Below are 25,364 nucleotides of genomic sequence, written 5' to 3'. Positions count from 1 at the left end.
TACGTCAAAGCGATTCACATTTTCCCAGCGGTTACCATATAAGGGATTGAGGTCAGGAAGGTTTTCAACATGCAATTGCCATTCAACGGTGCCATCAGTGCCTACTACGAAGACGCTGCTCCAATTGAAGTTCGAGATGCTATCCGGACTGCGGGTAAAGGCAAAATATTGGACCAGAACTATCCGCACTCTGTCAGGCTAAACCGAAAAAATTACGAGCGTGACATGGCCAGTTTGCAAATTGAACTTGTTAAAATGCAGGCTTGGATCAAACAATCAGGTCAACGCGTTGCAGTGCTGTTTGAAGGTCGTGATGCTGCTGGTAAAGGCAGTACAATCAAGCGGTTTCGAGAGAACCTTAACCCTCGAGGAGCTCGTGTAGTCGCCCTTGCTAAGCCCTCAGAAGCCGAACAAACGCAATGGTATTTCCAACGTTACATAGACCACCTTCCGTCAGGGGGCGAAATCACCTTTTTCGATCGAAGCTGGTATAATCGCGGTGTTGTTGAAAAGGTGTTTGGCTTTTGCAGTGATGATCAGCGAGAGCGTTTCTTTCGTCAGGTCGACGGATTTGAGCGAGCACTGGTAGATGACGGGATCAAGCTGTTCAAAATTTGGCTGAATGTTGGGCGTGCCGAACAGTTACAGCGATTTTTGAAACGTGAGAAAGATCCCCTGAAGCAATGGAAACTCAGCCCGATCGACATCAATGGGCTGGAACGCTGGGACGACTATACCGTGGCAATTACAGAAACGTTAGAGCGCACACATAGCCAGGAAGCACCATGGACGGTGATCAAGTCCGAGGACAAAAAACGGGCTCGTCTTGCGGCTATACGGCACGTGCTTTCCGAACTTGATTACGATAACAAAGACGATAAAGCCCTTGGAACGGTTGATAAAACAATCTGTGGAGGGTTGGATATCTGGAATGCCTAAGAGAGGTTATCATCACGGAAACTTGCGCCAAGCCCTGGTCGAGGCCGCTTTGCGACTAATTGAGATCAAGGGACCAACCGGGTTCACCCTGTCCGAAGCAGCTAAGCAAGCAGGTGTAACGCCCGCAGCAGTTTACCGGCATTTTGAAGGCCGCGAAGACTTGATTGCGGAAGCTGCACGCCAAGGTTTTTCGATGTTCGCCGATCTAATGCAATATGCATATGATAAAGGCCAGCCTTCGGCATTGGCGGCTTTCGAATCCACTGGCCGTGCCTATCTTGCATTTGCCCGCAAACACCCCGGTCACTACATTTCTATGTTTGAAAGTGGTATTTCCGTCAACAGAACACCGGAACTCGCTGATGCCGCAGCCCGTGCCCGAGGTATATTAGAACGCGCTGCCACTGAGCTATGCGAACATATTCCATTGCATAAGCGACCACCAGCTTCGATGTTTTCTGCCCATATCTTGGCACTTAGCCATGGGGTGGTGGAGCTATATGCCCGAAACACACCAGGTACCGCGTCGCCATTCTCACCAGAAGATTTGTTGGAGTCAGGTATCGGCATTTATTTGCGTGGCTTAGGGCTGATAGACCCCGATACTTAGTACTCATTTAATTAGACGAGCACCCTGTGATTCAGATTTTGTACCGCTTGCCCTCCTCCTGTCCAACAGCGGTTTCGCGAATGACCCGTTGGGTTGCAATGGGCCTGCTTTTGTCTGGATGCGGCGAAAATGTGTATAACGAACTAGAGCTTATGCCTTCGCCCACAGTTTATGTAGAAGGCGATTTGGATCCGTTTAACAACCAAGCAGCACGGCAAGTTCTGTCTCATACTCAACTGTTTTATGCCACTGATCGCCGGGTAGCCGGAACAAGCGACAAACAGACCTATTACGCCAATGACCGAGGTATTGCGCTACGAACTGGGCTTGTAGATGTGAAAATGACGCCACCGGCAACAAGTTGGCAGGATTTACAGCAGATCTCCCAAACGGCAGAACGTGACATTGCGCGGACCCTTCGCGTATCTGCAGTGCATGAATTCGGGCCAATGCCATTTTCATCGGCAGATGAACAGGGACACCCGCTGCCCGAACAAGCCACACGTGAAGCAGCCAGGAACTTCACACAAAGCATAGATCGGCAGCTAGCACAGTCCGGAAACCAGGACGTGTTTATCTACGTTCACGGCTATAATGTCGACTTTGAATACCCAACTTTGGTGTCCAAGGAGCTGCAGCATTTTCTAGGCTATCAGGGGGCTTTTATCAGCTACAACTGGCCAGCGACACCAAGTCGGCTGGCATACATTAGAGATCTGGAAACCGCAGGGGCCACACGCCGGAATTTGCGAAAGCTGGTTGAACTCTTATCAGACAAAACCCAAGCCCAACGGATTCATCTGATCGGCTATAGCGCTGGTTCCAGATTGGTGTTTGAAGTTGCCTACCAAATTGCACTGCAAAATCAAGCTTCCGGAAAACGACAGGCAAAGTTGGGCCAAGTGATCCTAATTGGCAGTGACCTAGACCGTACTTATTTCACACAAGCACTTGCGGATGGGTTGCTGGAGGGCATGGACCACTTAACGATCTATATGTCTAGTAGCGATGCCGCATTAAACCTCAGCCGAATCATGTTTGGGCGAAATCGATTAGGTCAAGTCGCGGCCAAGGATGAAGTCCCCTCTGGAATTGAAGATCTCCTGAAGGCAGAGCCACGATTGTCGCTCATTGATGCCAGCAATGCGTTGGGGGCTGATTTGGGCAACGGTCATTGGTATTTTCGATCCTCCCCTTGGGCCAGCAGCGACATTTTTGTGTCTCTCCTCAAAGGGCTTTCTCCAGCGGCACGAGGCTTAGCACGGGTGCAAGACAGTGCGGTATGGCAGTTCCCAACCGACTACCCCCAACGCCTAAAGTCTGGGCTAACAGCCTACTAATCCACCCGGATGTCAGTGGACCCCATCAAAAAATCCAAACATTACTGTTGCACCAAACAAAAAGGCCACGCAAATTGCGTGGCCTTTTCAATAAGATATGTTCTAAACTTAACGCTTGGAGAACTGGAAACTCTTCCGGGCTTTGGCTTTACCGTATTTCTTACGTTCTACAACGCGCGAGTCACGGGTCAGGAAGCCAGCAGCCTTCAGTGCGCCACGCAGGCTGGGATCGTACAGCTGCAAAGCTTTAGAAATGCCGTGCTTGACTGCGCCGGCCTGGCCGGACAGACCGCCACCTTTAACGGTAGCATAGACATCAAACTGGTCTTCTGTGCCAGAAATCTGGAACGGCTGACGCAGGATCATCTGCAGAACCGGGCGTGCAAAATACACATTGATTTCACGGCCGTTAACGGTGACCTTGCCGGAACCCGGCTTGATCCATACGCGGGCAACAGCGTCTTTACGCTTACCGGTTGCATAGGAACGGCCCAGTTCATCACGCACAGGCTCACGTGCGATGATGTCTTCGGCGACGGCTTCAACGCCAGCAACGGCGCTCAGCTCTTCGAGAGTGTTGATCTGATCAGACATCTACATTAGCTCCGGGTGTTTTTCTTGTTCATGGACTTTACGTCCAGAACGTCGGGGCTTTGCGCCTCATGGGGATGCTCGGCACCAGCGTACACACGCAGGTTTGTCATCAGCTGGCGGCTGAGCTTATTGCCCGGCAACATGCGCTTGACCGCTTGGATCATGACGCGCTCGGGGTGCTTACCCTCGAGGATCTGCTGCTTGGTGCGCGACTTGATGCCACCCGGGTGACCGGTGTGCCAATAGAAGTTTTCTTCGCGTTTTTTGCCAGTCATCTGCACTTTATCAGCATTGATGACGATGACATTGTCACCACAATCCATGTGAGGAGTGAAGGACGGCTTGTGCTTGCCACGCAGACGCATGGCTACAATCGAGGCAAGACGGCCCAGCACCACGCCTTCGGCGTCGATGATGATCCATTTCTTCTCGATGTCTGCTGGGGTAGCAGAAAAGGTTTTCATGGCAGGTAAATCCTGTTTGACGTTAGAAACAACAGAGCAAGTCCGTCATTCGAATTCGATTACCGGGGTTTACGGCTATCCTGCACACCAGTCAACCACACTAATTGATATTAAACCACGTGTTTTCAATATGTTACAAAATAGGTATTATACTACCCCACCCCTAAACGCTAATTTGCTCAAGAGGGCTATCCAAGAGTGCCCTCAACCGCAGCATTGCACTTTCAAACTCTGCTAAAGACACGTGAGCATTTATCGCAATACGTACGGCATTGGGTGCACGGCCATCACGAAGTGCAAATTCATCCGCTGATCGGATCTGCACCCCCTGCGCCGCAGCCGCGCGGCTAAAGGCAGCCGAACGCCAACCAGCAGGCAGCCTCAACCATACAAATGGTACCTGATCATCCCAAGTCAGATCAAACCCACCCAGCGCGTTCACAGCGACACGTATATAGCGCGCCATCTCTTTTTGAACTGCCCGCACCAGATCTTTGGTTTTTGGGTCGCCTAAAAGAATGCAACTTAGCGCCGCAAGTGGCTGTGCCAGGCCAAAATAGCCATGCTCAGCCACCCTGCGCAGGTCTGGGCCTCGCCCTTGGGGCGCCAGAGCAAAGCCAATTCGTAAGGCTGGGGTCAAGGATTTTGAGATTGAACTGACATGCCACCCCAGCTCAGGTGCCAGAGCACGGTAACTTGGCGCTCTTGGATCGCCCATACGATAACAGTCATCTTCGATAATCTGAATGCCATGACGACGTGCGATCCGTACAATCTCCTGCCGTCTTTCTAAAGGTGTGTACAATCCGGTCGGATTGTGCACTTCTGGACTGGTACAAAGGACCAGTGCTCCAGTTTTACGGGCTGCTTTTTCCAGTGCATCGGGCAGAATGCCACATTCGTCCATTTCAACCCCAACCACTTGCGCACGAAGAAGTTCTGCGGCACGTCGAAAACCAGCATATGATAAATCTTCGACCAAAATGGTTGGTTGCGGCCCCCGCAACAAAGCCTGCATGACGACCATCAGGCCACTTTGCCCACCATGGGTCAACACAACCTCCTGTTCACTCAAGCTTCCCAATGGAAGCTCCGACAACCAATTCACCACCGCCTCACGCAATGGGGTATAGGCGTCTCGTGTTGGATAGCTTAGAAAGGCCAAATCAGGCCCTTGCGCAACCAACCTCAACGCATCCCGCATCGCTGCAACCTGCCCAACATCTGGAATTCGAGGACTAAACAGGCTGATGTGTCCAGGATTTTTGATCTCGTGAATATGCAATTGCCTTGCCCATACATCATCAAGCACAGGCTTTTTGGCGGCTGCAACAAACGTTCCACGGCCAACTTCGGCTTGCAAAAGGCCTTCTTCGGTTAAAATTGAATATGCGCGCGCTACCGTCCCAGGGGTAATACCCAGTTGATATGACAATTCGCGCACCGGCGGCAGCTTTGCACCGATCGACAAGGTCCCTGAACCAACAGCCGAACGGATTGTATCAGCCAGCTTCTTATACTTCGGACCTTTGGTATCACCAAGGTCATGAGGCCAAATTGTACTCATTACAATCCTTCCATGGACAATACATTTTCCGCTTTGTATCAAAAACAAGTAACACACTCGCAGGATTGTATCAACACAATATTGGAGCACACCATGGTACAGCACGCTCACATGACTCAGTCTAACATGTCCTTTCTGGTTAGCCGCCCGGCTTTACCGGTGTTAGCGCAGCTGGCCGTCACCTTTGCTGTGCTCATTACCAAGTGGAGCCTGCGTAAGAGAACACGAAAACATCTGCGCCGTCTAACTCAAACACAACTGGATGACATCGGCCTCAGCCGCGCCGAAGCCCATTATCAAGCCACTCTTCCGTTCTGGCGCCCTTGATCCCCAGGGACACCAGAACCACTACATGGCCGGGGGAAACCCCGGCCCTTTTTTATCTCGGTAAGGGAAGTGCAAGCCTTTTTTGAAAATCGCTCACCTTAATACCATTATCGTTTAAGGCTAAACATTTTGAGATGAAGTAACAGTGCACCGATCTGCACCAATTAGACTGATCGGTTTGGAGGAATTGAATATGTCATGCTGGCACGCGCCACTGGCGCCTGCATTCCGACGGAATGTATCAAAATGTCACAGACCGCCAAAGTTCGACCCAACTTCAGCAACGAACAGGTAGCCAACAAGTCGGAACCGGCTGCGGGTTTACGCATAAAGTCCATTGAACAGCCCGTGGTAACCGCCAGCGCCTGTTCGCCAATTCGAGCCAATGTCATGGCGTAAGCCGCACAATCCGCCAATGCAAACATCGATGGACCAGAAACCGTACCTCCAGGGCGTAGATGCTTATCTTGTACACAAAGCCGCATGAGGATTTTTTCTTCCTCCAGCGCCTCAACAAGAAACTCCCCCCGCACCTGTGGAAACACTTGGTCCAGAAATTTCGCCAACTCCGCTGCATCCATTTGCAAGCCCATACTATCCTCCCGGTCATGCGCCACCTAAGGTTGGACAGGCACGACGAGGAGAGCAAGATGACAATTTTACGACGTCACGACACGGGCTCAATTGCCCATCTAGTTATGAATACACCGCAAAAACTAAACGCCCTATCTGACGAAATGTTGGCAGCCCTGCAGATGCAAATTGATTCGCTGCACAAGGAAAGCACAATCAAAGTGGTCATTTTATCTGGGGTCGGCAAAGGTTTTTGCGCCGGACATGATATCAAACAGATGAACGCCGCCCGAGGCGAAGAAGATGGTGGTAAAGCCTACTATCGGGATCTGTTTGCACGCTGCACCGCCGTGATGATGGGACTTCAATCGCTTCCACAGGTCGTCATCGCACAAGTTCACGGAATTGCCACCGCAGCGGGCTGTCAATTGGTTGCCTCCTGTGATCTGGCCGTCGCAGCAGAAGACACAAAATTTGGCGTCAACGGCGTCAATATTGGCCTGTTCTGCTCGACCCCTATGGTCGCCCTGTCACGGAACATTCCCAGAAAACAGGCCTTTGAACTATTAACAACTGGTGATTTTATCTCTGCATCCCGTGCAGCAGATCTGGGCCTGATCAACCGCGCCGTCCCCGTCGAGGAGCTAGAAAGCGAGGCACTAAAACTTGCAACGACCATTGCTAGTAAGTTGAGAACAGCAGTCAAAATAGGCAAGCGAGCCTTTTATCAACAACTTCAAATGCCATTGGATCAGGCCTATGCCTATACAAGCGAAGTCATCGTTGAGAACCTGCTCGACCAAGACACGGTCGAAGGGATGGAGGCTTTTGCAGAAAAAAGACCCCCCAACTGGCAGGTGGATTAAAGTTTTTGTAAAATTTTAGTCTTTGTTTACGTTTCGGTGCGTATTGTTTCCATATCGGGCCTTTTAATAAAGGCAAGAACATGGCAATGATTGGGCAGGGCACATCGTCCGGTCACAATTTGGGTCGCTGCCTGTGGAAGGTCCCTCCAAACCGGTCTCTCCCCGGTTCGACATTCCTGCAGCAGCGACCCCAAATGTTCCCTTCCCCAAATTGCAGAACCTACAGCCTTGGGTTTGGTCTACTTGATCCCGACCACCTCTTATCCACGCGGGCCATATTGCGCTGGATCGCCCCCTGCCCTATGTCGAGTTCATGACACAGACATTGCATATCGTGGGCGGCGGCATGGCCGGGTCCGAAGCAGCCTGGCAGGCTGCAAATATGGGCGTTTCAGTGGTAATCCACGAAATGCGGCCCAAAGTTGAAACCTTTGCACACCAGACCGGAAACCTGGGCGAAATGGTTTGCTCGAACTCCTTCCGCTCGGATGATGACGAACAAAACGCTGTTGGCCTGTTACATTGGGAAATGCGCGCTGCAAACGGGTTGATCATGGCCACCGCAGATCAACACCGCCTGCCGGCCGGTGGTGCGCTTGCCGTTGACCGCGAGCCTTTTGCTCAGACCGTAACTGACAAGTTAACTAGCCACGCCAATATTTCTGTATCCTACGACGAAGTCACCGAACTTCCAGATGATGGCCACTGGATCTTTGCTACTGGGCCACTGACATCCTCCGCTTTAGGACAGGCGATTCAAGCTGAGACCGGTGCCGAAGCACTGGCGTTTTTTGATGCAATCGCCCCAATTTTATATGCGGACAGCATCGACATGTCGCAGGCATGGATGCAATCGCGCTATGACAAAGGTGAGACAGAAGAAGAGCGCACCGCTTACCTCAACTGTCCGATGACCAAAGATCAGTATGAGGCATTTATCGACGCCCTGCTTGTCGCTGAAAAAACAGAATTTCATGAAGGTGAAACAGCGGGCTATTTCGATGGCTGCTTGCCAATTGAGGTCATGGCGGAACGCGGCCGAGAGACACTTCGCTTTGGGCCAATGAAACCAGTTGGCCTTACCAACAGTCACAAACCCGACGAGAAGGCATATGCGGTGGTGCAGTTGCGGCGGGATAACAAGCTGGCAACATTGTACAATATTGTAGGTTTTCAGACAAAAATGAAGTACGGCGCTCAAACGCGGGTGTTGCGGATGATCCCTGGGCTGCAGGAGGCACAGTTTGCCCGCCTTGGAGGAATCCATCGCAACACGTTCCTGAACTCCCCTACATTGCTTGACCAGCAGATGCGCCTGAAATCAAAACCTAATATTCGGTTTGCCGGGCAGATCACTGGAGTTGAGGGCTATGTCGAGAGCGCTGCAATGGGGCTCTTGGCCGGCCGCATGGCCGCCGCAGAAATCCTTGACCATGACATACCAACTGTTCCGCAAAATAGCGCCATGGGCGCACTTATCCACCACATCACCGGTGGCGCGGAGGCAAAGACCTTTCAGCCAATGAACGTGAACTTTGGATTGTTCCAACCCGTCGAAGGTTTGAAAGGTGGTCGCCGAGGCCGTAAAGATCGTTACAAAGCATATACAGATCGAGCAAAAATTGTTTGGTCGGAATGGCTTGGAAACTTTTCCTGAACTTGAAACCGGGGGGGGGGATTCTATGAAGTTAATCACTCGATTTGCGCCGTCCCCCACCGGCCCTTTACATTTGGGCCATGCTTACTCAGCTATGCTCGCTCATGATATGTCTGTTGCAGAAGGCGGTGATTTTCTGCTGCGGATAGATGATCTTGACCAGTCGCGCGCGCGTGAACATTGGGAAGAGCAGATTTACGAGGATCTTAGTTGGCTCGGCTTATCATGGGCCACCCCTTGTCGGAAACAGTCTGAGTGCCAATCCCAATACGATCGTGCACTAACCGCGCTATGGGACAAAGGATTGCTCTATGAATGTACATGCTCTCGGCGCGACATACGTGATGCCCAATCAGCGCCTCAAGAGGGCGCACCGCTTTTGGGTCCTGATGGTTTAATCTACCCAGGCACCTGTCGAGCCCATAGTGGCGTTGACGAAGTCCCGACCAATTCCAGACCAAAAAATGTGACACTACGTCTCAATCTAAGCAAAGCGCTAAGTCACCCTACTTGGTCATCAAAACTGTTCACCAAGCGTACCGCAATGCCGGAAGAGCTGGCCTGCTTCATTGAAATGGGGCCTCTGGCAAATACGCGGGCCCAAACATATGAATTTACGCGTGAACAAATGCTCGCCACGATTGGTGACGTTGTAGTTTGCCGTAAAGACATGGGAGCGGCTTATCATCTGGCGGTTGTGGTTGATGACACGGCTCAAAAGGTAAACCATGTAGTTAGAGGCGACGACCTATTAGAAGCGACGATGATCCACCGGATTCTTGGTCACTTGATCGGAAACGACGTCGATCTTAGCTACTCACCTCCGAATTATTATCACCATCCCCTAGTCCGTGATGACGTTGGTAAGCGCTTGGCAAAACGTGATGACGCCCGCGCGATATCCAAATATCGCTCCGAAGGCGCCAGCCCACAGGACATCCGCAAAATGGTTGGCCTTGACTAAGTCCACCTGAAATCAGGTCCACGTTTCTTCTTCCAAAGCTGGCAGGAAAAGATTCACACCATTGGCTGCATTAGCTCAACCTCTTCATCCCCTTGAATCGAAGTGTAAAAACAGCTCCGCCGGTTTGTGTGACAGGCAGGGCCGGTCTGGCGAACGATTGCCAACAAACAATCCCGGTCGCAGTCGACGCGTAGATCAATCAGCTGTTGGACATGGCCTGAACTTTCTCCTTTGATCCAAAAAGACTGTCTAGAACGTGACCAATAAGTAACCTTGTTCGTTTGTAGAGTTCGAGACACCGACTCCGCATTCATCCAGGCCATCATCAAGATCTCTCCGCTCTCTTCGTCCTGTGCAATGCAGGGGATCAGGCCGACTTCATTATAAGTTAAACTGCTGGGATCAAACGACATGCTAAAAACCTTTTGCATCTGGATATTGGCACCCTATGTATTGAGAACGACTAGCTAGGGAAAGCCCAAGGAACACGCATGTCCGGTGAAAATGATCTGATCAAACTCTACTCCACGCGTATTTTGGCGTTGGCAGCTGATATCCCCAATCTGGAACGCTTGAGTGCGCCCGATGCCACGGTTAAAAAGCGTGCACCGCTTTGTGGATCAACTGTTACAGTTGACTTGCGAATGTTGGACGGGAAGATTTCTGAGTTTGGCCAGGATGTTAAAGCATGCGCCCTTGGTCAGGCTTCAGCTTCGGTTTTTGGTGCGGCTGTTCTTGGCCGAACAAAAGATGAAATTGTGACCGCCCGTAACCAGCTAAAACAGATGCTAACCCAAGAAGGTGCTGTTCCTGATGCGCCTTTTGAGGACTTTGAAGTTTTGATTCCAGCACGTGCTTTTAAAAATCGGCATGCATCAATCATGTTGTCACTTGAGGCCACCGTTGAGGCTATTGAACAGATTTCGAGAGAAAATTGCGCATAATTTGACATCTCAAATCTGTTTTTACGCATTAACAATATGTTGGACCAAAAAGCGACGGTTTCAACGTGGCCTTCCATGCCATAATTCTGCCTTCCGTCCCAATAGGTTGACGAAGTAAAATCTATCGACCCCAATTGCTGTCGCAAGATGGGCAGCAAGATTGTTCAAGTCTAATCGCGCAAACGAAAAAAACCGCCGCACATCTGGGCAGATGGCGGCGGTAGGGTACACTCTTATGCGGGATCCGGGTGCGACCGGCGGATCATGAGGTAGATCCAGTGTGGGATCAGGACAGGCAGAGATCCCCAACATCATTTTGGGACAGGATGCAGGCGCAACCGGCATAAGAGTGCAATCAGGAAATAGGTATTTAGACAAGCCCGGGCATGTGCAGAGCCACAACCAACATGACAACAAGAGAAGCCGCACCAACCGCATCCTGTAACAATGTGGCAGAAGAAACCTGCAGTGTGTTCTTGATTTGTTCAAACATAACGTGCGCCTCCGGGCTGTCTTGGGTCTGTTGATCACGCTCTTCGGCGCTTGTTGACCCTTTGTTCTCACATTCCGCCCCATCTTGTAAAGAACAAAAGAGAACAAAAGAGAACAAAAAGAGTCACAGGAGATCTGACGCGGCTAACCTACTGAAATCAAACGAATGGCTTGATCTTGGCGCATCAACCACAAAAGAACACGCGCGGCTTGGCCACGCGAGCTAGTTAGTTCTGGATCCACAGATAGCAGCGTCCGCGCATCGCTTTGTGCTATTTCCATCAAATCGGCCTGCCGTTCCAGATCGGCAATCTGAAACCGCGGGAGGCCCGATTGCGCAGTTCCAATCATGTCGCCTGCCCCCCGCATTTGCAAATCGGTCTCTGCGATGACAAACCCATCTTCGGTTTCGCGTAGCACTTTCAACCGTTTACGCCCGGTGGCTCCTAAAGGGGCTTGATACATCAGCAGACATGTAGCCTCAGCGCTGCCCCGACCAACCCGGCCCCGGAGTTGGTGCAGTTGTGCAAGACCAAAGATTTCGGCTCGCTCGATCACCATAATAGAGGCGTTAGGAACGTTTACCCCAACTTCAATGACCGTTGTGGCGACCAGAACCGATGTTTCACCTCTCTGAAATGCCGCCATTGCCGCGTCTTTCTCGGCCGCCGGCATTTGACCGTGAACCAGACCGACCACACCTTCACCCAGTACTGCACGCAAACGCTTGAACCGTTCCTCGGCTGCGATCAGATCCATGACCTCTGATTCTTCAACCAGTGGACAGACCCAATAACATTGTCGTCCCTCGTCTATGGCATGACGAAGATGGCTGATCACCTCGTCAATCCGTTCAGTGCTAATCACAGCAGTTTTGACCGGTTTGCGCCCTGGCGGTTTCTCATCCAGAATCGATATATCCATATCGCCATATTGCGCTAGGGCCAGCGAACGTGGGATTGGAGTTGCAGTCATAACAAGAACATCAGCCCCCTGCCCTTTCTCTGCAAGTTCCATACGTTGACGGACGCCGAACCGATGTTGTTCATCTACAATTGCTAGTCGCAAATCGTTGAACTTTACGTCTTGTTGAAACACCGCATGTGTACCAACAAGAATTTGAATATCACCACGTTCCAGCGCGGTCAGTTTTGCCCGACGTTCCGCGCCTTTGTCGCGCCCAGTTAAGAGTTCAAGCACCACACCAGCGTCTTCGGCCAGGGGCTTTAACCCTTCGAGATGTTGACGCGCCAAAATCTCGGTTGGCGCCATCATCACGCCCTGACCGGATGCTTCAACCGCAACCAGTAATGCCATGAAAGCAACCAAAGTTTTTCCTGAGCCAACGTCCCCCTGCAACAACCGGTTCATCCGCTTGTCTAAACTCAAGTCGTTTGTAATTTCAGAGATAGCACGGCTCTGCGCACCAGTTGGTCGATATGGCAATGCTGCCAGAACCTTACTTTGCAGGCTGCCATCCGCCACACTGACTATACCGGGTGATTTTCGTTCGACCTGACGGGCAAGAGAAAGAGTCAACTGGTGTGCAAACAGTTCATCATATGCCAAGCGTGCACGCGCAGGAGATTGCGGATCCAGTTCATCCAGACCATTTAGATTGTGCCCAGATTGGATGGCCTGATGCCACGCAGGCCAACTTTCCTTGTTGAGGAGCGACGGGTCAATCCATTCCGATAGCTCTGGTACCATTTTCAGGGCGGATTGCGCAGCCTTAAAAAATGTCTTTTGGGTAATTCCCTGTGTTAGCCGATAAACAGGTTCATAATCAGGGATCTCATCAGCTTCCCCCACCGGAAGCATGTGATCCGGATGCACCATCTGGGCGAGCCCATCAAAAATTTCGATTTTACCTGAAACCACACGGCGCGTGCCCTCGGGAACCTGAGATTCCAAATAGCGACTTCGTCCATGAAAGAACACTAACTGGAAATCAACTTCAGCGTCTTCGACATGAATACGATAGGCGCCCCCCTTATTGCGCGCTGCACGGTGTGAGCCAATAGTGACTTCCACCGTAACAACAGCAGGGAGGTCGACGTCTTTGATTGTTGAGCGCCTGCGTCGGTCGACAAGTGAATAAGGTAGTGAAAACAACAAGTCACGAGGCGTTTCCACACCTATTTGATGGAAGTTAGCAGCCGTTCTTGGACCAACTCCCAAAAGGGTTTCCAAACCCGCAAACAGCGGAAACAAAATTTCTGGGCGGCCGCTCATGCCAAATTGATCAACGTCAGCCAGCCGTCTTCGTCAAGGATTTCGACCCCCAAATCTTTTGCCTTTTTCTCTTTGGATCCAGCCCCAGGACCAGCGACCAAAATATTGGTTTTTGCCGACACCGATCCAGACACTTTTGCGCCAAGTGACTCTGCGCGGGCCTTCGCCTCTGCGCGGGTCATTTTTTCGAGAGTTCCGGTGAAAACCACTGTTTTTCCAGCTACGGGGCTTTCATTGGAAGGCGCCTTCGGAGGGATTACATCTAGTTCATTGGCCAATCTTAGAATAGCTGCACGTTCTTCAACATTTGCAAATGCATCGGTCAAGGACAGGATAACCGTCGCACCCACGCCATCTATTCCCAGCATGTCTTGCCAAACAGACTGGGATGATGCGTCGACATCACATTGTGCAATGGCCGCATCGCGAGTTTCCTTAACCTTTGCTCGGCGACCTTCAGCTACCGCAAGAATGCGCTCGGCATCTTCAGCCTCGTCAGCAAAGCGCCATGCCAGAGCAGCGGGTCTGGCTGCGACCACCCCATCCTTCAGACTATTCCAGGTTGAAAAATGTAGTGCTAGATCTTTAGCTGCGACCTCACCGACATGACGAATACCAAGCGAAAACAACATACGGCCAAACTCGATACGGCGCTTTTCCTCGATAGCTGCAAACAGATTTGTGGCGCTTTGCTCGCCCCAGCCATTTCTATTTTTTAGCTTGGTAAAATTATTCTGGTCACGTGCCGCCAAAGTGAAAATATCTGCAGGCTCACGAATAGGAAGGACGTCATCATCATAGAACATTTCGACCTGTTTAGCGCCAAGCCCTTCGATATCAAAAGCTTTGCGTCCAACAAAATGTTTCAGTTTTTCCTTGGCTTGAGCAGGGCAAATCATGCCACCAGAGCAATAGCGAACCGCATCCCCCTCTTCACGCACAGCCGGGCTTTGGCATTCAGGGCAAATGTGAGGGAAAACAAAGGTTTCCGAACTGGTCGGCCGCTTGGCTAGATCAACATCTGCAACTTTTGGAATAACATCGCCAGCACGATAGACCTGAACCCAGTCTCCGATGCGAATATCTTTACCCTCACGGATCAACGCCCCTTTGGAATCCCGCCCAGCGATGTAGTCCTCATTATGTAGCGTCGCGTTTGAGACCACAACTCCGCCGACTGTAACCGGTGCCAACCGCGCAACCGGGCTAAGCGCTCCGGTACGACCGACTTGAATATCGATGCTTTCAATCCTGGTCCAGGCGAGTTCCGCAGGAAACTTGTGTGCAATTGCCCATCGCGGCGTGGTTGAACGAAAACCAAGGCGTTCCTGCAAATCAAGGTCATTCACTTTGTAAACAACCCCATCAATATCATAGCCAAGTGTAGCACGTTGGGCTTCGATCTGATGGTAGTGGTCAATCATTTCGGACGGATTTTGACAGAGCTTAGTCAGCGGATTCACATCAAACCCTAGACTTTTCAATCTCTTAATTGCCTCCATCTGATTTTCGGCCACCGGAGAAGACACTTCCCCCCAGCTATAGGCAAAGAACTTTAACGGTCTGGCTCGAGTGATTTCAGCATCCAGCTGCCGTAAAGACCCGGCTGCGGCGTTACGAGGATTGGCAAAGACTTTACCTCCACGTTCGATCTGCCGCTGATTGAGCATCGCAAAATCTGCGTGGCTCATATAAACTTCACCACGAACTTCCAAAACGTCAGGCGCATTTTCTATCTGATGCGGTATATCGGCAATGGTCAGCGCATTTTCGGTAACGTTTTCACCAACCGACCCATCGCCACGCGTAGCTGCTTGCTTGAGCACTCCGTTTTCATAGCGGATCGAAAGAGACAGCCCATCAATTTTCGGTTCAGCTGTATATGCCAACGAAACATGGTTTGACAGGCCGAGATACTTACGAACGCCGGCGTCAAAATCCTCGACATCTGCATCCTCAAAGGCGTTACCTAAAGACAACATCCGCTGGGAATGGGTGATTTTGCCAAAACCCGAAGCCGCAGGTGCTCCGACTTTACCGGACAGGGTAGCAATTTCGTCAAACTGTGGAAAAAGCTCTAAAAGTTCAAGATACCGTTTCTTGGCCTCATCGTAGGCGGCATCAGAAAGAACGGGAGAGTCTTTTTGGTGGTAGGCAACATCAGCCAGGCGCAAGTTTTCCTGAAGGAGCAGCAACTCTTTGCGGGCATCCTGTTCAGAAAGCGAAATGGATAATTTGTCCTCGGTATGCTGCACGTACGCCTCCTGCCACCTGATGATACGGTGATAAGAGGAGGCGCGACTGAGGTCTAGATGCAGAATATAGGTAGTATTGAATTCGGTAAGAATGCCGTTTGGCAATGAGCCTACTTTAGACCCATTGCCCAAACATTTTTATGCACCAACGGCCAAACGTGGGCCACCGGACATCACGTCCTCTTGTGGATCACGTAGTACATAGCCACGGCCCCACACAGTTTCGATGTAGTTTTCACCATCGGTTGCCGTGCTCAATTTTTTGCGCAGCTTGCAGATGAATACGTCGATGATTTTCAACTCAGGTTCATCCATGCCACCATATAGATGGTTCAGGAACATTTCTTTCGTCAGAGTTGTTCCCTTACGAAGGCTCAGAAGCTCCAGCATCTGGTACTCTTTGCCGGTCAGGTGCACGGACTTGCCGTCAACATCGACAGTTTTCGCATCCAGATTAACAGCGATCTTACCGGTCTTGATGATCGACTGTGAGTGACCTTTGGAGCGACGGATAATGGCGTGGATACGTGCAACCAGTTCTTCCCGGTGGAATGGTTTGGTCATATAGTCGTCAGCGCCGAAGCCGAAGCCCTTGATTTTGTTCTCAGTATCGTCTTCACCCGACAGGATCAAAATGGGTGTTTCTATGCGCGACAAACGCAGCTGACGCAGCACTTCGTGGCCATTCATGTCTGGCAAATTCAGGTCAAGCAGGATCAGATCGTAATCGTAAAGCTTAGCCAGATCGATGCCCTCTTCACCCAGATCCGTCACATAGACGTTCAGGTTCGCGTGGGTCAACATTAGCTCGATGCTTTTTGCAGTTGTTGGATCGTCTTCCACCAGAAGTATACGCATGCTCTCAAGTCTCCGCCTGTATGCTCATTTTCTCAAGTTGCGTTAACCTTGATGGAAAAAGGTTAACGCACAGTTACCATAATGGTTAATATGCTTCGTTGACTAGGGTTGTCGATATTTTTTCAAGGCTGTTGCCTTTAACGCGTCGACCCCATGATCCGCGATTGCAGCCACCCAACTGCGAAATTCTTCTTCACTTAACCCGTAGCGCTGCATCGCTTCCTTTTCTGGCAACAAGCCATACAGGACGCCACGAACCACCGCGGCCTTACGCGATGCTACCCAGCGGCGCGTGGTCTCCGGCGGTAGATCGGCGCGGGTCATAGTTGTCCCATCTGGCAGCGTCACAGCACGCGGCCCATCCACTTTCTTCAAAAACATCACCGTATCCCTTATTGTGCTGACACAGATTTGGCCTATACGGCTTAACGAGATGTGAACCATGCCCCTTGAGAGTCTGTAGGATTTTCTTATATTCTTCGACGCCTTCCTCAAAATCCAAGGAGACGCCAACATGGCGCTGGATAATGACACCCCGCTAAACTCGCTTGGCTTCGCCAAACCGCCTTCTCAAACCCGCGTTGTGGTGGCTATGTCAGGCGGCGTCGACAGCTCAGTTGTGGCTGCATACCTTGCAGATCAAGGATATGACGTGGTTGGAGTAACCCTTCAGCTATATGATCATGGCGCTGCCCTGGCAAAGAAAGGCGCTTGCTGTGCGGGGATTGATATCCACGATGCGCGCCGCGTTGCCGAGGAACGAGGCTTTCCGCATTACGTTCTAGATTATGAGAACATTTTTAAAGATGCAGTGATTGACGAGTTTGCTGATAGCTATTTGGCCGGCGCAACACCTGTCCCCTGCATTCGTTGCAATGAGCGGATCAAGTTCAAAGACCTGCTGCAAACCGCCAAAGATCTGGAAGCAGACTGCATGGCGACAGGTCACTATATTCAGCGCAAGATGGGGACACACGGTGCTGAACTTCATTCAGCGACTGATGCCAACCGCGACCAGAGCTATTTCCTCTTCCCAACTACACCTGAGCAGCTCGATTTTCTGCGTTTCCCACTGGGACACCTCCCCAGTAAGGATGCGACCCGCAAAATGGCTGCACAGTATGGATTGGCAGTAGCGGACAAACCCGACAGTCAGGACATCTGCTTTGTCCCAGATGGTGATTACGCCGGTCTGATCGAAAAACTTCGCCCTGGTGCCGCCGAAGCCGGTGAGATTGTGCATCATGACGGTCGCGTGCTGGGGACCCACACAGGGGTCATCCATTACACCATCGGTCAACGCCGGGGGCTGGGGATCGGCGGGTTGAGCGAACCTTTGTATGTGGTCAAGCTGGACGTTGACACCAAACAGGTTGTTGTTGGCCCCAAAGAGCTGCTGGCAACACGCAAGATCCCAGTTCGTGAGATCAACTGGCTTGGGGATGAACCTTTCACCAGTCGCAAAGAATGGCATCTGTCGGTCAAGGTTCGTTCCACCAGACCACCGCGCGATGCGATCATTCGACCTATCTCGGATACTGAGGCTGAGGTCGAATTGCTGACAGCTGAGGAAGGCGTGTCACCAGGTCAGGCCTGTGTGTTCTACGCCAACGAAGGCAGTCGTATTTTTGGTGGTGGCTGGATCTGGCGCGGATACTAAAATCAAGGCCTGCTCGGTTAGGCGCAGATCGAAAACAAACTTGCCTGGCGATACGGCTGGGCGAGTTTAAGCTGAACAAAAAAGCGCGCTATAAGTGTCAGACCAGATCTGTACCGCTGTTGATCAAGACATAAGCACCAATCAGTATCATCACTACCGGCCCAAGTCTCTCAAGACGTACCGCCCATGCCCCTGAGAACGCGGTGGCATCAGACAGCAAAACAGCCCCAGCACAGAGCACGGCCACAGCACTAGATGCCCCGGCCAATGCCCATAGACGATAACCTGGTGCGCTATCAGCCAGCAAAGGTGCCATCACCGCAAAGCTATCCAATGACAACGCGAGGAACAGCGCCGTCACCCCGAGAATCCCAGAACTGCTCGACAAGCGTGGTTGTGTATTGGTTTCTGAGTGCCACCACTGATGCCACAACCCGTGAACTCCCAACAGAATTGGGACAGTTCCCAAATATCCGGTCCATTCAGGCGCAGCTTGATCGGTCCCAAAAGCCAGCACCATCGCTGCGCCTAACACAAGGCCCTGCGAGAGAGCATATCCAGTCAGAGGGCGCATGGCTCCCATTGTTACCAACAAAACCAAAAGCACTGCTAGGTTATCGAGGTTTGTCACAATTTGTGCCAGAGCGGCAGAGGCGGCAAAGGCTACTTCATCCCACATCAAGTTTACCCCAGACGTTCCAGTACCGCACGGGCAGCACGAAGCCCCGGAGCTTCGCCATCCAGACCTAACTGTGACATTGTAAGCGCCATGGCCTGATGTTGCGTTTGTGGGTTTGAGGCCACTTGCGACAAAGCAGTCGAAATATTGTCTGCAGTACACTCCGGCCCAAGACACTCAGGCACAACCCGGCTGCAAGTTACCAAATTGACCAAAGTCACTGTGTCGATCAAGGCCATGCGCTTCATTATCTGCCAGGTTAACCACTGGAATTTATAAGCAATTACCATTGGGGTATTCGCCGCCGCCAGTTCTAGCGACACAGTTCCCGACGCGGCCAGAGCCAGGTCAGCGGCTGCAAAGGCTGCACGTTTATGGGATTGCGCTGTCGCTGGCTCATAATCACGGGGATCCAGAACCAGCGCATCGCCTGGCCATGACTGTAACTTGTCACGTACCAAATCGGCCACCGGTGCCGCAGCAGGAACGATGACACGCATGTTTGGGTGGGACTTGCAAAATGCCGCCAATGCCTCCCCAAACACGGGGGCCAAGCGCTCGACCTCAGAACGGCGAGACCCCGGTAGCGCAAGCACAAATGGCGTATCCCCCAAACCCATCTCAGCCCGGAACTGTGAAATCTCATTAGGTGTTGCTTGCGGTTCAGCTACAACTGGATGACCCACAAAGTCACATTCCATCCCTGCCGCCTGCATAAATCGTGGCTCAAATGGAAGCAATGCCAAGACCTGGTCAATGACCCGAGCCATCCGTTTTGCCCGTCCAGGACGCCAAGCCCAGACAGATGGCGCCACATAGTGTACCGTTCGGATGGAGCTGGATTTTTTGACCAGCTTAGCCACCCGCAACGAAAAATCAGGGGCGTCAATGGTGATCAGGACGTCAGGCTTTGAGGTGATCACCGCTTCTGCCACTTCACGAATACGGCGCTTCAAATGCTGATACTTTGGCAAGACCTCTGCCAGCCCCATAACCGACAACTCATCCATCGGAAACTGAGAGACGAGTCCTTGGTCGGACATCATTTGCCCGCCGACCCCGTCAAAGGAGATTTCGGGCGATAGTTGCTTTAGTCCCGCCATCAAAGCCCCTCCTAGCCGGTCGCCTGAAGGCTCACCAGCTAGAATAAAGACCCGCAGGCTCATACCGGGCGCAACCACAGATACAGACCGTGGTGATTACATGCCTCTATGACATCGTCCTGCGACAACACAATCACGCCCCCGGCTTCAAGCACAATACCAGATAGCCCTGCACGGGCTGCCATCGTGACTGTGGCAGGACCAATGGTAGGAAGATCCGCCCGACGATCCTGCGTGGATTTTGGGGCCTTGAACAGAATTCCACCTTGTCCATCGGGACGTTTTTGCAAAGCGTCAAGCATCCAATCGGTGCCAAATGCATTTTCTACCGCAATCGCCTGCCGTGCTCTGACTGCGCAAGACTGACCAATGTCGGCCGCACTCATCGCCTCAACTATTTCAGCCCCACGCAGTGCATCCGCCTTGTCCAGTTCACCAGGCTGTACCCGAGTTGGCACCCCGGCCTCCATCAGCAATTCAGGAACGACTTCCTGCGCAGATCGAACGGTAAACCCAGCCTGTTCAAATATTTTGATAACCGCCTTTAATGCACCATCGTCACCAGCTCCAAGTGCAGCCTGTATCACGGGAACCAATGGCATTGTGGCAGCGTCGATTGCAGATGGATCTATAGATGGGCGTCCAACAGCGCCGACCATGCAAATTTCGGTAACACCCCGGACTGACAAATCTTCAAGGAAGCTACCCAGATGCTCCAACCGAAAGCTGCATTCGGTACGAACTGACGTAGGGGCGAAACCTGCCATAGAACAAATCAACGGCTTATCAGCCAACCGCTGCGCAACTTCCCCCGGCAAGGCTCCAGTTCCTGCAATCAATGCTAACATGTCTTAGCGCCCCGGCGTTAAAAACGAACGATCACTGTCACCAGTGATAAAAGCTACAATCTCTTGTACGTATTCACTATCGCTTTCAGCGCCCAGACGGCGAGCACGTTCCTGAAACGTGCCCTCTCCTTGTGCCAGCATCTGAAAGGCGGCGCGAAGAGCTGTGATATCTGAACGGGTTACACCGCGGCGTTTGAGACCTACTAGGTTCAACCCATCAAGATCACCGCGCGGGGCCTGAACCAAGCCATATGGAATGACATCATTTGTTACCATCGTAACAGCACCAATTATTGCACCTTTGCCGATACGTACCCACTGATGAATACCAGACAACCCGCCAATAATAACATCGTCTTCCAACACACAATGCCCGGCCACAGCTGCAGAATTCACAACAATCACGCGATCACCAATTTGGGCGTCATGGGCAATATGGCAACCAGCCATGAAAAGGCCGTCGTCACCAATTTGAGTGACACCACCACCACCATCCGTACCTGCATTTACCGTCACATGTTCACGGATGCGATTACGCTTACCAATTACAGTACGACTTTGTTCTCCCATGAACTTAAGATCCTGCGGGACCTCACCCAGCACCGCAAAGGAGAAAACTACAGTATCATCGCCAATGTTTGTTTGGCCAGCTACCACCACATGGCTTTTCAAAACCACACGTTGCCCCAGGACGACCTCGGCCCCAATGACACAGAACGGGCCGATTTCGCAGCCCTCGCCAATGGTAGCACCTTCTTCAATCACCGCACTGGGGTGGATCAGGCTCATGCTATTCAATCCTTTTGCAAATCAACCATGGCGGTGAATTCGGCCTCGGCCGCCGCCTCGCCATCCACAGTGGCTTTACCAGAGAACTTCCAGATTTTGCCGCCAGGTTTACCGCGCACCGTTTCAATGTTCATTTCAAGCACATCGCCCGGCCCAACCTTGCGGCGGAATTTGCATTTGTCGATATTCATAAAGTAGATCAGCATATCGCTGTCCATCATATCGAAAGCCGTTCCGATCATGACGCCAGCTGTCTGCGCCATTGCTTCAACAATAGTGACCCCAGGCATGATCGGTGTTCCAGGGAAATGCCCCTGGAAATGCGGTTCATTCATCGTAACATTCTTAATGCCACGGGCTGATTTATAGCCATCAATATCGACAACTTTGTCGACAAGAAGGAACGGATAGCGATGAGGCAGGATCCGTTGAATCATTTGAATGTCAGCGCTTTTCAACTCGGCGGTCATGACGGTAATCCTGTTTTTGGTATTGTGTTGATGTTGTGACTAGCAAGACGGTACTGATTGGGCAAGCAATGGCTATTGCTGAGGTTCGTCGTCAAGAACCGACCCGTCGCCTAGAACTGCATCGATGTGCGAAATTGCAATATCCGTGATATCAGCAGCATCTGCACTTAAGAAAACTGTCGAATGCTCGAGAATAGCCCCTGCACCTGTTTCCCGCATCAATTGTTGCAGGATAGGCAGAGAAACCGAAAAAAACTCTCGCCGGGCCGTTTCGCCGGTCTGGTTAATCTCACGAAGCTTTTCTTCCTGCAGACGCCGGGTTTCTTGAACCTTTTCATCAAAGGAATCTGCCAAGGTTCGAAAAACAGCCGGATCCATGGAACTGCGCCGTTCTGTTAGCTGCTGTTCCTCGCTTCGCAGTTCCGCTTCTATTCGACGATTTTCCGCAGTTAAAACAGCGCCTTCTGCCTCAATTTCATGTGCAATACGACGACCGTAAGCGCTTTCGGAAAATAAACGATCCGATTGGATGGTCAGAATGGAGCTCTGCGGAGCGCCCAACTGCATTGCGAAATTCGGCGGAAATTGTAAGGCCGTCTGCGCATTAAGGTTCAAGGGAACTAGCATTAGACCGCAGACCATCGACACCGAGGTCAATGATCTGCGTAGAACTTGAGCGCCGTGACACGGCACCGAATTAGAACCTGGCCTGAAGCGTCAAGTCAAAGCTCTGTTCTTTGTCAAAGCTCTCTTTTTTCAGAGCCTTTGAGAAATTGAACCGCAATGGTCCAAAACCCGTAGTCCAAAGCAAGGAGAAACCAACCACCTGTCGGAACGAGCCTGTATCACCAACAATAGTACCACCTGTGGTGTTCACGTTAGACAGATCCCAAAGGTTTCCTACGTCAAAGAACAACCCCCCACGCAAACCAATTTCTTCTGGCAGTCCTAGTGGAAATTCAGCATCAAAACGCGCCACAGCATAGTAGTTTCCGCCTAGGAAGTCATCGTAACTACCAGCCCCTGGTGTAGCCCGGGCAGACAGATCGCGAGGACCGATCCCACCAGGCTCAAATCCGCGCATAATACTTGGCGACAAGATAAAGCGATCAATGGATCGGCTCTTATCATCGCCAAGCCAGCTGAAAGCGCCAGCTTCGAATGTTGCCCGGAGAGTAACTTCCTCATTGAAAACAAGTCTTTGTGCAACAATTTTGGTAGTCGACTTCAGATACTCATTGTCGCCCCCCAAGCCAGCATAATCTGCTCCAACTTGCACCAAGAAGCCTGACGTAGTGTCCAGTCCAGTTAATCGGCTGTCATAGGTATAGGTGAAACCAATTCCACTAGAAGTCAGCTCACCCTGGTTAATCTCGGTGAGTACAACCGGTCCTGCAAATGCATCTCCATTAGAGTCATTGCCCCGGGAAATCATTTCATCCCGATCCCAAACATAGCGCATTTGCAGAATCGTATTTTCACCTGTTTTGAATGACAGAGAAGGAACGATAAAGGCACGTTTGGTATCGTATTCGGAGAAGCTTGAATCCGTTTCCGAAACCCCCAAATCAAGATCAAACCGTAAATCCCGACCTAAGAGGTGAGGCTCGGTAAAGCCAATAATGTACTCTTCAGATTCCTGCGCTGTTGAAATGTTAAAAGAAAATCTCTGACCACGACCCAAGAAGTTATTTTCTGTAAGACCGATAGTGAGACCAAAACCGTCTTCAATAGAATAGGCTCCACCCAAGTTCAAAGAACCCGTTGGCTGTTCTTCTACATCTACATCAACTACAACCTGACTGGGTGAGCTGCCCTCACGAACATCAACGCCAGCTGTAGCAAAGAAACCTAGCGCACGAATACGTTCTGCACTTTCGCGAATCTCGCGCGGATTAAAGGGATCCCCCTCGACCGTACGGAATTGCTGTCGAATAACCCGGTCTAACGTTGTTGTGTTACCTTCAATATCAATACGTTCAACAAAAACCCTTGGTCCGCGCGTCAGAACAAATTCGACATCGAGAGTCAGGTCGCGATCATTACGGGTAATACGAGGTTCAACCCGCAAAAAATCAATACCCTGACGAATGGCGAGCGTTTCTAACCGTGAAATCGAGTTCTCAACCACCAAAGGTGAATAAGTAGATCCAGGTTTCACTTTGAGTGCGTCAAAAAACACATCAGAATCTGCTTCGCTAACCTCACTGGAGACCGAGATTTGGCCAAAATTGAATTGCTGCCCTTCAGTGACGTCCACTACCAAGAAGAAAGCGTCCCGTTCGCTGGTCACTTCAGCATTCGAGCTGTTAACCCGAAAATCTACATATCCGCGAGACAGATAAAAATCACGCAACACTTGTTTGTCGAATTCGATACGATCTTCGATCAGTGTATCTGCACGAATAAACGTCCGTAAAAATCCAGCTTGTTTGGTTTCCAAGACGCGGCGCAGCCTGCGGTCGGAATACACGCGGTTACCAACAAAGGAAACGCGTTCAACTTCAGTTGTCGTGCCTTCACGGATTTCGAAAACCAAGTCGACACGATTGTCACTTCGGCGAATGATCTTTGGTGTCACACGCGACGCCAACCGTCCCTGCGCTCCATAAGCTTCGGCAATGTTTGCAGCGTCACGCTCAGCTTGGGATGGGTTGAACACCCTCCGAGGGGACGATTCAACCAGCGCCAATAGCGCATCATCCTTGATCCGGCGGTTTCCTTCAAAACTGATTCGACTAATTGTCGGAAACTCAGTCACTTTGATAACCAAAGTACCGCCACGAGGAACCAGTTCGACAGTTTCAAAAACGCCACTGTCTAAAATGTGCTGGTAGGCATCATTCAACTGCCCTGCACTTACAGATTCGCCACGCTCAATCCCAGTATAGGCAATAATGGTTGAGGTCTGGATACGCTGATTGCCCTCGACCTGAACTGTATTGAACCTATAGTTTTGAGCCTCAGCCAGTGAAGGGGTTATGGCAAACCCCAAAGCAACAGCGAATGAAATCGCTGATGCCTGCCGATACAACATATTGGTGCGTGGATTGCACTCAACGCAGGATTTACCTACGCGTTTCCCCCAGAGCATATCAAATAACCCGATTATTAAGCAGCTTTAAAACTG

General features: G+C 51.2%; 26 protein-coding genes. 9 read left to right on the top strand and 17 right to left on the bottom strand.

Translation table 11 applies throughout. The features are described 5' to 3' along the window. Nucleotides 1-69: 69 nt before the first annotated feature. From ppk2 to GO984_RS01175, 3 genes are all read left to right on the top strand, one after another. Nucleotides 70-939 (top strand): polyphosphate kinase 2, encoded by an 870-nt coding sequence (gene ppk2, locus GO984_RS01185; RefSeq protein ID WP_157020761.1) that lies wholly within the window; start codon nt 70-72, stop codon nt 937-939. Then, on the top strand, nt 932-1,549 hold the full coding sequence (locus GO984_RS01180; RefSeq protein WP_157020760.1) for a TetR/AcrR family transcriptional regulator: 618 nt from the start codon (nt 932-934) through the stop codon (nt 1,547-1,549). Before ppk2 ends, GO984_RS01180 begins: the two co-directional genes overlap by 8 nt. Before the next feature lie 80 nt (nt 1,550-1,629). Further along, complete coding sequence (locus GO984_RS01175; protein ID WP_157020759.1) at nt 1,630-2,889, top strand: alpha/beta hydrolase; 1,260 nt, start codon at nt 1,630-1,632, stop codon at nt 2,887-2,889. A 108-nt stretch (nt 2,890-2,997) separates the two neighbouring features. Here the strand turns inward: GO984_RS01175 and rpsI are convergent, their stop codons facing one another. The 3 genes from rpsI to GO984_RS01160 all read right to left on the bottom strand — a co-directional run bounded on the left by rpsI (nt 2,998) and on the right by GO984_RS01160 (nt 5,514). Then, nucleotides 2,998-3,483, bottom strand: coding sequence for a 30S ribosomal protein S9 (gene rpsI / locus GO984_RS01170; RefSeq protein WP_138163117.1), 486 nt, complete (start codon nt 3,481-3,483; stop codon nt 2,998-3,000). Nucleotides 3,484-3,488: 5 nt separating this feature from the next. Next, nucleotides 3,489-3,947, bottom strand: a complete 459-nt coding sequence (gene rplM, locus GO984_RS01165; RefSeq protein ID WP_138163118.1) for a 50S ribosomal protein L13 — start codon at nt 3,945-3,947, stop codon at nt 3,489-3,491. A 163-nt stretch (nt 3,948-4,110) separates the two neighbouring features. Next, the gene (locus GO984_RS01160; RefSeq protein WP_157020758.1) at nt 4,111-5,514 is read right to left on the bottom strand and encodes an aminotransferase-like domain-containing protein; all 1,404 of its coding nucleotides are present in this window, start codon (nt 5,512-5,514) and stop codon (nt 4,111-4,113) included. 111 nt (nt 5,515-5,625) lie between these two features. On the opposite strand from GO984_RS01160, the gene GO984_RS01155 reads away from it, so the two are divergent. Then, a complete protein-coding gene (locus GO984_RS01155) occupies nt 5,626-5,841 on the top strand; it encodes a DUF1127 domain-containing protein (RefSeq protein WP_342448049.1) in 216 nt (71 codons plus the stop codon). A 164-nt stretch (nt 5,842-6,005) separates the two neighbouring features. Here the strand turns inward: GO984_RS01155 and GO984_RS01150 are convergent, their stop codons facing one another. After that, on the bottom strand, nt 6,006-6,434 hold the full coding sequence (locus tag GO984_RS01150) for a PaaI family thioesterase (RefSeq protein ID WP_157020756.1): 429 nt from the start codon (nt 6,432-6,434) through the stop codon (nt 6,006-6,008). Nucleotides 6,435-6,449: 15 nt separating this feature from the next. Here GO984_RS01150 and GO984_RS01145 point away from each other — a divergent pair, with 15 nt between their 5' ends. From GO984_RS01145 to gluQRS, 3 genes are all read left to right on the top strand, one after another. Further along, the gene (locus GO984_RS01145) at nt 6,450-7,280 is read left to right on the top strand and encodes an enoyl-CoA hydratase (RefSeq protein ID WP_280818010.1); all 831 of its coding nucleotides are present in this window, start codon (nt 6,450-6,452) and stop codon (nt 7,278-7,280) included. 313 nt (nt 7,281-7,593) lie between these two features. Further along, complete coding sequence (gene trmFO, locus GO984_RS01140) at nt 7,594-8,937, top strand: methylenetetrahydrofolate--tRNA-(uracil(54)-C(5))-methyltransferase (FADH(2)-oxidizing) TrmFO (protein ID WP_157020754.1); 1,344 nt, start codon at nt 7,594-7,596, stop codon at nt 8,935-8,937. A 25-nt stretch (nt 8,938-8,962) separates the two neighbouring features. Then, nucleotides 8,963-9,901, top strand: a complete 939-nt coding sequence (gene gluQRS / locus GO984_RS01135; RefSeq protein ID WP_157020753.1) for a tRNA glutamyl-Q(34) synthetase GluQRS — start codon at nt 8,963-8,965, stop codon at nt 9,899-9,901. A 53-nt stretch (nt 9,902-9,954) separates the two neighbouring features. On the opposite strand, the gene hisI is transcribed toward gluQRS, so the two are convergent. Further along, nucleotides 9,955-10,332, bottom strand: a complete 378-nt coding sequence (gene hisI / locus GO984_RS01130; RefSeq protein WP_157020752.1) for a phosphoribosyl-AMP cyclohydrolase — start codon at nt 10,330-10,332, stop codon at nt 9,955-9,957. A gap of 60 nt (nt 10,333-10,392) precedes the next feature. On the opposite strand from hisI, the gene GO984_RS01125 reads away from it, so the two are divergent. Then, nucleotides 10,393-10,845, top strand: a complete 453-nt coding sequence (locus tag GO984_RS01125; protein ID WP_157020751.1) for an iron-sulfur cluster assembly scaffold protein — start codon at nt 10,393-10,395, stop codon at nt 10,843-10,845. A gap of 370 nt (nt 10,846-11,215) precedes the next feature. On the opposite strand, the gene GO984_RS23780 is transcribed toward GO984_RS01125, so the two are convergent. The 5 genes from GO984_RS23780 to sciP form a co-directional block, all read right to left on the bottom strand. Beyond that, the gene (locus GO984_RS23780; RefSeq protein ID WP_280818009.1) at nt 11,216-11,338 is read right to left on the bottom strand and encodes a hypothetical protein; all 123 of its coding nucleotides are present in this window, start codon (nt 11,336-11,338) and stop codon (nt 11,216-11,218) included. Between the two features lie 143 nt (nt 11,339-11,481). Continuing rightward, nucleotides 11,482-13,572: an ATP-dependent DNA helicase RecG gene (gene recG / locus GO984_RS01120; RefSeq protein ID WP_157020750.1), complete on the bottom strand. Its 2,091-nt coding sequence runs from the start codon at nt 13,570-13,572 to the stop codon at nt 11,482-11,484. Then, nucleotides 13,569-15,827: an NAD-dependent DNA ligase LigA gene (gene ligA / locus GO984_RS01115; protein ID WP_167740173.1), complete on the bottom strand. Its 2,259-nt coding sequence runs from the start codon at nt 15,825-15,827 to the stop codon at nt 13,569-13,571. The genes recG and ligA overlap by 4 nt, the downstream gene beginning before the upstream one ends. A gap of 138 nt (nt 15,828-15,965) precedes the next feature. Continuing rightward, nucleotides 15,966-16,685 (bottom strand): response regulator transcription factor CtrA, encoded by a 720-nt coding sequence (gene ctrA, locus GO984_RS01110; RefSeq protein ID WP_157020749.1) that lies wholly within the window; start codon nt 16,683-16,685, stop codon nt 15,966-15,968. Nucleotides 16,686-16,787: 102 nt separating this feature from the next. Continuing rightward, complete coding sequence (sciP, locus tag GO984_RS01105; RefSeq protein WP_138163129.1) at nt 16,788-17,066, bottom strand: CtrA inhibitor SciP; 279 nt, start codon at nt 17,064-17,066, stop codon at nt 16,788-16,790. Nucleotides 17,067-17,199: 133 nt separating this feature from the next. Here sciP and mnmA point away from each other — a divergent pair, with 133 nt between their 5' ends. Continuing rightward, the gene (gene mnmA, locus GO984_RS01100; protein WP_157020748.1) at nt 17,200-18,345 is read left to right on the top strand and encodes a tRNA 2-thiouridine(34) synthase MnmA; all 1,146 of its coding nucleotides are present in this window, start codon (nt 17,200-17,202) and stop codon (nt 18,343-18,345) included. Nucleotides 18,346-18,442: 97 nt separating this feature from the next. On the opposite strand, the gene GO984_RS01095 is transcribed toward mnmA, so the two are convergent. The 7 genes from GO984_RS01095 to bamA form a co-directional block, all read right to left on the bottom strand. After that, nucleotides 18,443-19,024, bottom strand: a complete 582-nt coding sequence (locus tag GO984_RS01095) for a hypothetical protein (RefSeq protein WP_157020747.1) — start codon at nt 19,022-19,024, stop codon at nt 18,443-18,445. A gap of 5 nt (nt 19,025-19,029) precedes the next feature. Next, nucleotides 19,030-20,190, bottom strand: a complete 1,161-nt coding sequence (lpxB, locus tag GO984_RS01090; RefSeq protein ID WP_157020746.1) for a lipid-A-disaccharide synthase — start codon at nt 20,188-20,190, stop codon at nt 19,030-19,032. After that, nucleotides 20,187-20,975, bottom strand: coding sequence for an LpxI family protein (locus tag GO984_RS01085; protein WP_157020745.1), 789 nt, complete (start codon nt 20,973-20,975; stop codon nt 20,187-20,189). The genes lpxB and GO984_RS01085 overlap by 4 nt, the downstream gene beginning before the upstream one ends. Before the next feature lie 3 nt (nt 20,976-20,978). Beyond that, nucleotides 20,979-21,764, bottom strand: a complete 786-nt coding sequence (gene lpxA, locus GO984_RS01080; RefSeq protein WP_157020744.1) for an acyl-ACP--UDP-N-acetylglucosamine O-acyltransferase — start codon at nt 21,762-21,764, stop codon at nt 20,979-20,981. Between the two features lie 5 nt (nt 21,765-21,769). After that, a complete protein-coding gene (gene fabZ, locus GO984_RS01075; RefSeq protein WP_138163135.1) occupies nt 21,770-22,234 on the bottom strand; it encodes a 3-hydroxyacyl-ACP dehydratase FabZ in 465 nt (154 codons plus the stop codon). A gap of 72 nt (nt 22,235-22,306) precedes the next feature. Next, a complete protein-coding gene (locus GO984_RS01070) occupies nt 22,307-22,801 on the bottom strand; it encodes an OmpH/Skp family outer membrane protein (protein ID WP_245230984.1) in 495 nt (164 codons plus the stop codon). Between the two features lie 130 nt (nt 22,802-22,931). Then, nucleotides 22,932-25,328 carry an outer membrane protein assembly factor BamA gene (bamA, locus tag GO984_RS01065; RefSeq protein WP_157020743.1) on the bottom strand — a complete coding sequence of 799 codons (2,397 nt, stop codon included), beginning with the start codon at nt 25,326-25,328 and terminating at the stop codon, nt 22,932-22,934. Between the last annotated feature and the right edge of the window lie 36 nt (nt 25,329-25,364).

The sequence above is a fragment of the Parasedimentitalea huanghaiensis genome (assembly GCF_009753675.1).
Classification (GTDB): domain Bacteria; phylum Pseudomonadota; class Alphaproteobacteria; order Rhodobacterales; family Rhodobacteraceae; genus Parasedimentitalea; species Parasedimentitalea huanghaiensis.
The sequence above is the reverse complement of the archived record's forward strand: the minus strand, read 5'-3'. Positions and strand labels throughout refer to the sequence as shown.